The sequence below is a fragment of the Anaerobutyricum hallii DSM 3353 genome (genome assembly GCF_000173975.1).
GTDB classification, from domain to species: Bacteria; Bacillota; Clostridia; order Lachnospirales; family Lachnospiraceae; genus Anaerobutyricum; species Anaerobutyricum hallii.
On the sequence record NZ_ACEP01000097.1, the window covers coordinates 25,580 to 32,913 of the forward strand.

Annotated in this window: 6 protein-coding genes; 2 read left to right on the forward strand and 4 right to left on the reverse strand. The window is 37.3% G+C overall.

All coding sequences use genetic code 11. The annotated features are described in order from the left end of the window. Nucleotides 1-15: 15 nt before the first annotated feature. Nucleotides 16-147 carry a hypothetical protein gene (locus EUBHAL_RS16375; protein ID WP_005348737.1) on the reverse strand — a complete coding sequence of 44 codons (132 nt, stop codon included), beginning with the start codon at nt 145-147 and terminating at the stop codon, nt 16-18. A gap of 214 nt (nt 148-361) precedes the next feature. On the opposite strand from EUBHAL_RS16375, the gene EUBHAL_RS09690 reads away from it, so the two are divergent. Beyond that, complete coding sequence (locus EUBHAL_RS09690; RefSeq protein WP_005348741.1) at nt 362-1,234, forward strand: hypothetical protein; 873 nt, start codon at nt 362-364, stop codon at nt 1,232-1,234. A gap of 590 nt (nt 1,235-1,824) precedes the next feature. Here the strand turns inward: EUBHAL_RS09690 and arcC are convergent. The 3 genes from arcC to EUBHAL_RS09705 form a co-directional block, all read right to left on the reverse strand. Beyond that, a complete protein-coding gene (arcC, locus tag EUBHAL_RS09695; RefSeq protein WP_005348745.1) occupies nt 1,825-2,754 on the reverse strand; it encodes a carbamate kinase in 930 nt (309 codons plus the stop codon). A gap of 144 nt (nt 2,755-2,898) precedes the next feature. After that, nucleotides 2,899-3,747: a patatin-like phospholipase family protein gene (locus tag EUBHAL_RS09700; protein ID WP_005348747.1), complete on the reverse strand. Its 849-nt coding sequence runs from the start codon at nt 3,745-3,747 to the stop codon at nt 2,899-2,901. Nucleotides 3,748-3,888: 141 nt separating this feature from the next. After that, nucleotides 3,889-5,259, reverse strand: coding sequence for a tRNA(Met) cytidine acetate ligase (locus tag EUBHAL_RS09705; RefSeq protein WP_167534402.1), 1,371 nt, complete (start codon nt 5,257-5,259; stop codon nt 3,889-3,891). 444 nt (nt 5,260-5,703) lie between these two features. Between EUBHAL_RS09705 and EUBHAL_RS09710 the strand changes: the two genes are divergently transcribed. Next, on the forward strand, nt 5,704-6,939 hold the full coding sequence (locus EUBHAL_RS09710; RefSeq protein WP_005348751.1) for an acetate/propionate family kinase: 1,236 nt from the start codon (nt 5,704-5,706) through the stop codon (nt 6,937-6,939). The last annotated feature ends 395 nt before the right edge of the window (nt 6,940-7,334 follow it).

Consider the following 7,334-nt stretch of genomic DNA (forward strand, 5'->3'; position numbering starts at 1 on the left):
CCTTCTTACTACATTCTATAGAATTGATTTTCCTTTCGGCGCAACCTTTCTTTTTGCCTTTATAATTTCTTTCGTCAGCTGTGCTGCCTGCTCGTTTGTTAAATCAGAAATAACTGCTACTACTCCATTGTTCTTTTTTCCTGCCATGATTTTTCTCCTTTAGTTTCGTTCTTGTTTGTGATTGTATAATAGCAAACAGGGCATCTAAATTTGTAATTGTGATTTACTATTTAATTCATTAAGTAAACTATAGACGAGGCCAGTGCCTCGAATAAGGGATTTTTGTTATATTCTCATAATTTTCAAAAAATAGTGTTTTTTCCAATATGCTATAGTATAATAATTTTATAGGAGGATATTTATGACAAAAATTAATACAGGGAATGCAAATCGAGAGTACAAAGACCGTTTATTTCGTTTTGTCTTTGGTGCAGAAGAGAACAAAGCTTATTTATTATCCTTGTGTAATGCAGTAAGCGGTACAGATTACACCGATGTAGATGATATTGAAATCACAACATTAAGTGATGCTATCTACATTAAGATGAAGAATGATATTTCATTTTTAATAGACAGTCAGATGAACCTATTCGAACATCAAAGTACTTTTAATCCTAACATGCCTCTTCGTGGTATGGAATGTTTTGCAGAACTGTATGGAATTTACATTATAGAAAATAACTTAGACATTTACGTGAGTTCTTTACAGAAAATTCTAACTCCAAGATATTATGTTATTTACAATGGAACAGAGAAACAGCCAGATGTAGTTAAACTAAAATTATCTGATGCCTTTCAAGTTCCAGACGATTCAGGAGAATTTGAGTGGACAGCGACAATGCTTAATATTAACTACGGACATAATCGAAAATTATTGGAACAATGTCAGCCATTGTATGAATACGCACATTTTATTAAGCTCGTAAGGGAATACTCTGAAGCAATGGAACTAAAGAAAGCTATAGATAAAGCAGTCGAAAAAGCCAGAGAATGGAAATGTATAGGAACGTTTTTATATCAATGTAAAAGTGAGGTGAGCGTTATGTTATTAACCGAATTTGATGAGAAAAAACATGAAGATAATTTAATAAAACTTGGTGAAAAAGAAGGTAGAGAGAAAGAACGTATGAAAAATATATGTAGTATGCTGGCATTAAGTCTTTCGCCTGAAATAATAGCGAAAGCTTGTGAAGTTTCTGTAGATTATGTATTAAATTTGAAAAAAGAGTTGTAAAGTAAGGCTACGAGTTAAATTAACCTAATCCATCTACAGCGAGACTGTAATTAATTCTGTGTAAACTCTAAAAGAGCTATATATCCTCTTGGATTGATGTTAAAATAAATATCAATTCAGGAGGATTTTTTTATGGCACGAAGAAGAAAAATGGATCCGGAACGCAAAGCGTTCATCAGTAGCTTGTTGGAACACTATCAACCAAAGGATGCCTAGGACGTCCAGGACATGCTGAAAGACCTGCTAGGCAAAACGCTGCAAGGTATGTTAAATATTGCTATTTTTTCGTGTTGTCCTGTTTTACATTTTTTCTTTTCAGCTATATCTCCCACATGCCACATGAACATTCTCTTCCACCTTTCTTTCCGTTATTATACGGATTCAGGCAGACAGAAAATATCTATCCATATCTTTTTTATAGTTTTCTGACATTTTTACAAGTTCACCAGCCGGAGGGATTTGGAGAAGAAGGCTGAAGGCATAGAAATATCCAGAAAAATAAATTCTGAATTTACTTAGGCAGCCAAAACACAGCCCACAGAGAATATAATATTCCCTGTGGGCGTCTCTCCTGCTACGCAAACCAGAAGTTATTCAATAATTGTTCCGGTTTTCTCCAGATAGCCTTCTAAAGCTTTATCAATTGATGTAATAATTACCTTTCTTCCATTGCCTTTTTCAAGGAAAGAAACACCTGCTTCAATCTTTGGAAGCATTGTATTTGGCTCGAACTGTCCTTCATCGATGTATTTCTGTGCTTCTGCTACAGTAATATGCTCTAATGGAGATTCCTGTTCTGTATTGTAACCAACACAGACATTCTCTACACTTGTTAAAACCATGAATACGTCTGCGTTCAACAGTTCTGCCATTCTTCCACTGGCATAGTCTTTCTCGATAACTGCGCTGGCACCATGAAGTTCTACTCCCTGTGCTAACACTGGAATTCCGCCACCGCCGCAGGCGATAACTACCTGTCCCTGGTCAGAAAGCGCTTTGATAGAATCAATCTCGATAATTCCCTGTGGCTTTGGAGCTGCTACAATTCTTCGATAGCCGCCCTCTACTTCTGTAACATAGTTTCCATGTTTTTCTTCCTGCTCTGCTTCTTCTTTCGAAAGAAGTCTTCCGATAACTTTAACTGGCTCATTAAATGCATCATCATAAGGGTCTACCATTACCTGTGTGATAATTGTACATACTGGGCGATATACTCCTCTTTTTAAGAGTTCGGCACGAATCGCATTCTGTAAATCGTATCCAACATATCCCTGACTCATAGCAGAACATACGGACATAGGCGCCTGTGTATAGTCTTCTCTGTCCTTACTGAATTCGTTCATCGCTGTATGGATCATTCCAACCTGTGGTGCATTACTGTGGGATATAACAACGTCTGCCCCTGCTTCTACTAAATCTGCAATTGCCTTGGCTGTATTTCTTGTTGCTTTGTACTGTTCTGGCATTGTTGTTCCTAATGCTCGGTGTCCGAGGGCTATTACTACTTTTTTCTTGCTCATAATTCCCAATCCTTTCTACAGTTATACTTGAGTTATATTTGTCTTTTAGTCTACCAGAAAATAAAAAGAATTTCCAGAGCGTGTTTATAAAATTAGTTTCCTGTAAAAGATTACAAGATGTAAAAAACATTTAAATCACGCCGACTATTTCTCCAAATATTCTTTCATTGCTTCTATTGCCTTTTCTCCGTCATGAAGTCCCTGTTTATAAAGAACCGTAAGTTTTGCCTTATCCTTTTCAATTCTTCCTACTTCCACTTTTGCTTCTGGACGAATGATAAAGACCTTTCCCTCTTTTTCCTGTTCTTCTAAGAAATCTATTGTCTCATTATAACGGACATGTCTTGTCTCCATAGCATGAAGAAATTCTTTATACTTTGGATAACGAAGACGCATAATCGGCATCAGCTTATTCGGCGCCTTACGATATCCGTGGTCTCTTGTGAGAATGACAACATTCTTCTCATTGCCATCTTCTATTGATTTACGAATCGGAATACTGTCAGCAATTCCTCCATCAAGAAGCTTATGTCCTTTTACAACGATTGTCTTAGAAACTAATGGCAGCGAACTTGATGAACGAATCATCCACATCTGCTTTCTAAGATCGCGCACTCTTAAATATCTTGCAGCTCCTGTTTCCACATCAGTAACTACTGCATAAAACTTACCTGGATAATTTAAAAATGCCTGATGATCAAATGGATCTAACACATCTGGAATCTGTTCATAAAGCATCTCTGGCCCAAAAACATTTCCTGTTTTCAAAAATGTTTTTGCTCCACAGTAATTCGGGTCATCAAGATAATCTACATTTACTCGAAATGCCCTTCCTCTCTGTTTAGAAAGGTAGCTGCATGCATGGCAGCTTCCGGCAGATACTCCATATACACTGGAAAATTCAATTCCTGCATCTAAAAAGGCATCTAATACACCGGCTGTATATACACCGCGCATTCCGCCTCCTTCTAAAATCAATCCTGCATTATACATAATCGACCTCGCTTTCTATTTTGCATTTTCTTTGCTGTCTTTTTATATAGAACATAGTATAACTCGATTTCGGTAAATTCTCCACAGTTATTTTTTATAGTGATTGCTGCGGGCATCTCCTTGCCTGCGGCAAACCAAATTTCACCTTATCACCTGCTGGCGTTTATATTCGCTGATTGGTTTTCTTCCTGCTTTTCTGGCAGCAATCTGTTCATACAAGTCTGCGGTTCGTATATCTATACTGTAAATCTGTGCCTGTGCCGAACTGTTGGAATAAAGTTTTTTGCCCTCTGCAGGACGTTGGATGATATCCAAAGTGGCATTTTGACGTATTTCTTTTAGCAGGGGAGAAGAGGATTTGGAAAAGCCTAATATTCTTGCATATGGTATCGGAATGTCTTTGGCTTCTTCTAAGAATGGATAGTATTTCATGTGAAGTACGATATGCAAAAGAACTCTTCTCAATGCCGCATCCGTAATCTGTCTGGCGTGAAGGCCTTCTATCAAATCTTCGAAAGAAAGTCCTGGCTCATAAATATTTTGAAATCTTCTTGCTAAATCAAGATTCATTCCAAAGTATTTGCCAATTACTTTATTTTTCAGAAGAAACGTATAGTCAAGATAGGGCATTAAATCTTCCCAGGTCACAAAGTTATTCTGTAAAAATCCTTCTATAAAAGGAAGATATTCTCCACAAAGTGCTTTTTCAAATGCCTGGGGTGCTTCTTTTTCTTTGTTATAAGTATTATTATAGATATTGCTGACTCTGTTATTGGTATTTTTTCCCGTATTTCCACATTTTCCGCTATTACAAGTTTCTGTATTATACGGATTTTTTCTACTGAAGTTTCTATAAAAATGGTACATTTCTTGGCGGATTGCTGTTGCGGAGGAATAGTTTTCTGTCAGTTTATTTTCATGATAATGATTTCCTTTTCTTTTAATAACAACTGGCCTGATCAAAGAATTTCTTCTTTTTAATGCTTTGATATATTCCAAGCCTAAAATATGATTTGGCTCTTTTAAAAATTCTATTGCTTTTTCTGGTTTCGAATCGAATAATAAGTTTCCCGCTGCGAAAGCTCTCGCTTCTGGAAAACTTTTTCCCGATTTTAATTGTTCCTGCAAAATCTGTTTATATTCTTCCGATTCTTCAAGAAATAAAGTCGCATATGCCGAAAAATCTTCTACTTCTGCCCATTCGCTTCCAAAGGAAAGATAATCGACACAGCCTAATTGATCAAGAATCCCAATCCCTGCTGTAGCAAAATATTCGGCACTGGCTGTCGCATAGATTGCCGGCATTTCAATAATCAAGTCTGCTCCGCCAGAAAGCGCCATCCGGGTTCGCATATATTTATCTGCAATTGCCGGTTCTCCACGCTGTACATAGTCCCCGCTCATAACTACAACAACATAATCTGCCCCTGTTTTTTTCCGTGTTTCTTCTATATGATATTGGTGCCCTTTGTGAAATGGATTGTACTCTGCGATAATTCCCGCTACTTTCATAAATGAACTCCTTTCTCCTTTTATTTCTACCTGAATGCAATTCATCTCCCACCTTAGAGATCGGAGTATTCTTGCTGTAAGCGGATAAATCTGCTTATCTTTGTCCATATTATAACCGAAAACAAACGAAACAGCAATCTTCCTATTTTTTGTATTTCTTACTATTTTTTATCGTTTTTTGATGAATTTTTTCGATTTTTTTGGACATTTTTATATTTTTGTCTAATCATGTTAACTTTCAAACAAAATCATTTATTGTTTACTATGAAATACAATTACCTATCAAAACTCAAAAAAAAGTGCCGAAATAACAAAAAAACTCCATCATAAGCTGAATAAGTACATTTTCAAGATAAAAAAAACAAGCTATAATATGCCTAGCAAAATAAAATAAGCGAAATTTGGCGTTTCGTAATAAATAATTATACAAAAAGGAGATATGAAATGAAGGTTTTAGTAATTAACTGCGGTAGCTCTTCCCTGAAATATCAGGTTATTGATTCTGAGACAGAACACGTTCTCGCAAAAGGTTTATGTGAAAGAATCGGTATCGATGGTGTTTTAACTTATCAGCCGGCCGGCCAGGATAAGATTAAGTACGAAGCTGCAATGCCTGCACATCGTCAGGCTGTTGAACTTGTATTAAAACAGTTAACAGACCCTGAAAATGGTGTATTAAAATCCATCGATGAAATTGATGCTGTTGGACATCGTATGGTACATGGTGGTGAGAAATTTGCTTGTTCCACATTACTTACAGAAGAAGTATTAAAGACAGTAGAATCTTGTAACGACTTAGCTCCTCTTCACAACCCTCCTACATTAGTTGGTGTTGCTGCTTGTAAAGAGCTTCTTCCTACCACTCCAATGGTTGGTGTATTTGATACAGCTTTCCATCAGACTATGCCACCAGAAGCTTACATCTATGGTCTTCCATATGAGTACTATGAGAAATACGCTGTTCGTCGTTACGGCTTCCACGGAACATCTCATAAATATGTTTCTTTAAGAGCTGCTGAGATTCTTGGTAAAAAACCTGAAGACTTAAAGATTGTTGTATGTCACCTTGGTAATGGTTCTTCCATCTCCGCTGTTGATGGTGGAAAATGTGTAGATACTTCTATGGGTCTTACTCCATTAGAGGGTCTTGTAATGGGTACACGTTCTGGTGATATCGACCCTACTTGTATCGAATTCATCGCTCACAAAGAGAACCTTTCTCTTGAGCAGGTTATGGATATCATAAATAAGAAATCCGGTGTTCTTGGTATTTCCGGTGTTTCTTCTGACTTCCGTGATCTTGACGAGGCTGCAAAAGCTGGTAACAAACGTGCTGACTTGGCTTTAAGAGTATTTTCTCATTCCGTAGTTAAATACATCGGAAGTTTCATCGCCGTTATGAACGGTGTTGACGCCATCGTATTTACAGCTGGTATCGGTGAGAACGACGATATCATCCGTTCAAGAATTATCGAACATTTCGATTACCTTGATACAACTTTAGATCAGAAAGCAAACAAGATGCATGGAGAAGAACGTATTATCTCCACTCCAGAATCAAAAGTAAAAGTTATCTGTATCCCAACAAACGAAGAGCTTGCAATTTGCCGCGATACAGTTGAAATCGTTACTAAGAAAATGGTAGAAGATACAGTGAAAGATGTTTTAGGTAACAACTAATTCTTTCCTATTTTTTATCATATCTTCATTACTTAATATAAAGAATCCCCCGGAAAGTTCCTCATCCGGGGGATTCGATTTTTATTCGGGAATGACAGAGGATAGACAAAAAATTCAAAAACAGACGAATCCAGGAAGATAAAATATCCCTATTTGTGGCTTTCGTCGCTGCAGGCTGAATGTTCGCTTTAAGCGCCCGCATCCAGCCTTTGCTCCCAGGCCACAAATAGGGATAAATGCCACCTATTCGATTCTTTCAAACACCATTGTTGCCTGGATGCGGTCACCGCCTCCAAGTCCTTTACTTCCACCAGATGTTGTGCTGATGGTATGTAAACGATATCCTTTATCCAATAAAATAGGAATTTGCCGCAGGCAAAGGAGACGCCCTCTGG

What these genes read in the sequence shown, in the direction of transcription:
- EUBHAL_RS16375 (WP_005348737.1), bottom strand. Translation starts at nt 147, where the DNA reads ATGGCAGGAAAAAAGAACAATGGAGTAGTAGCAGTTATTTCTGATTTA.
- EUBHAL_RS09690 (WP_005348741.1), top strand. Translation starts at nt 362, where the DNA reads ATGACAAAAATTAATACAGGGAATGCAAATCGAGAGTACAAAGACCGT.
- arcC (WP_005348745.1), bottom strand. Translation starts at nt 2,754, where the DNA reads ATGAGCAAGAAAAAAGTAGTAATAGCCCTCGGACACCGAGCATTAGGA.
- EUBHAL_RS09700 (WP_005348747.1), bottom strand. Translation starts at nt 3,747, where the DNA reads ATGTATAATGCAGGATTGATTTTAGAAGGAGGCGGAATGCGCGGTGTA.
- EUBHAL_RS09705 (WP_167534402.1), bottom strand. Translation starts at nt 5,259, where the DNA reads ATGAAAGTAGCGGGAATTATCGCAGAGTACAATCCATTTCACAAAGGG.
- EUBHAL_RS09710 (WP_005348751.1), top strand. Translation starts at nt 5,704, where the DNA reads ATGAAGGTTTTAGTAATTAACTGCGGTAGCTCTTCCCTGAAATATCAG.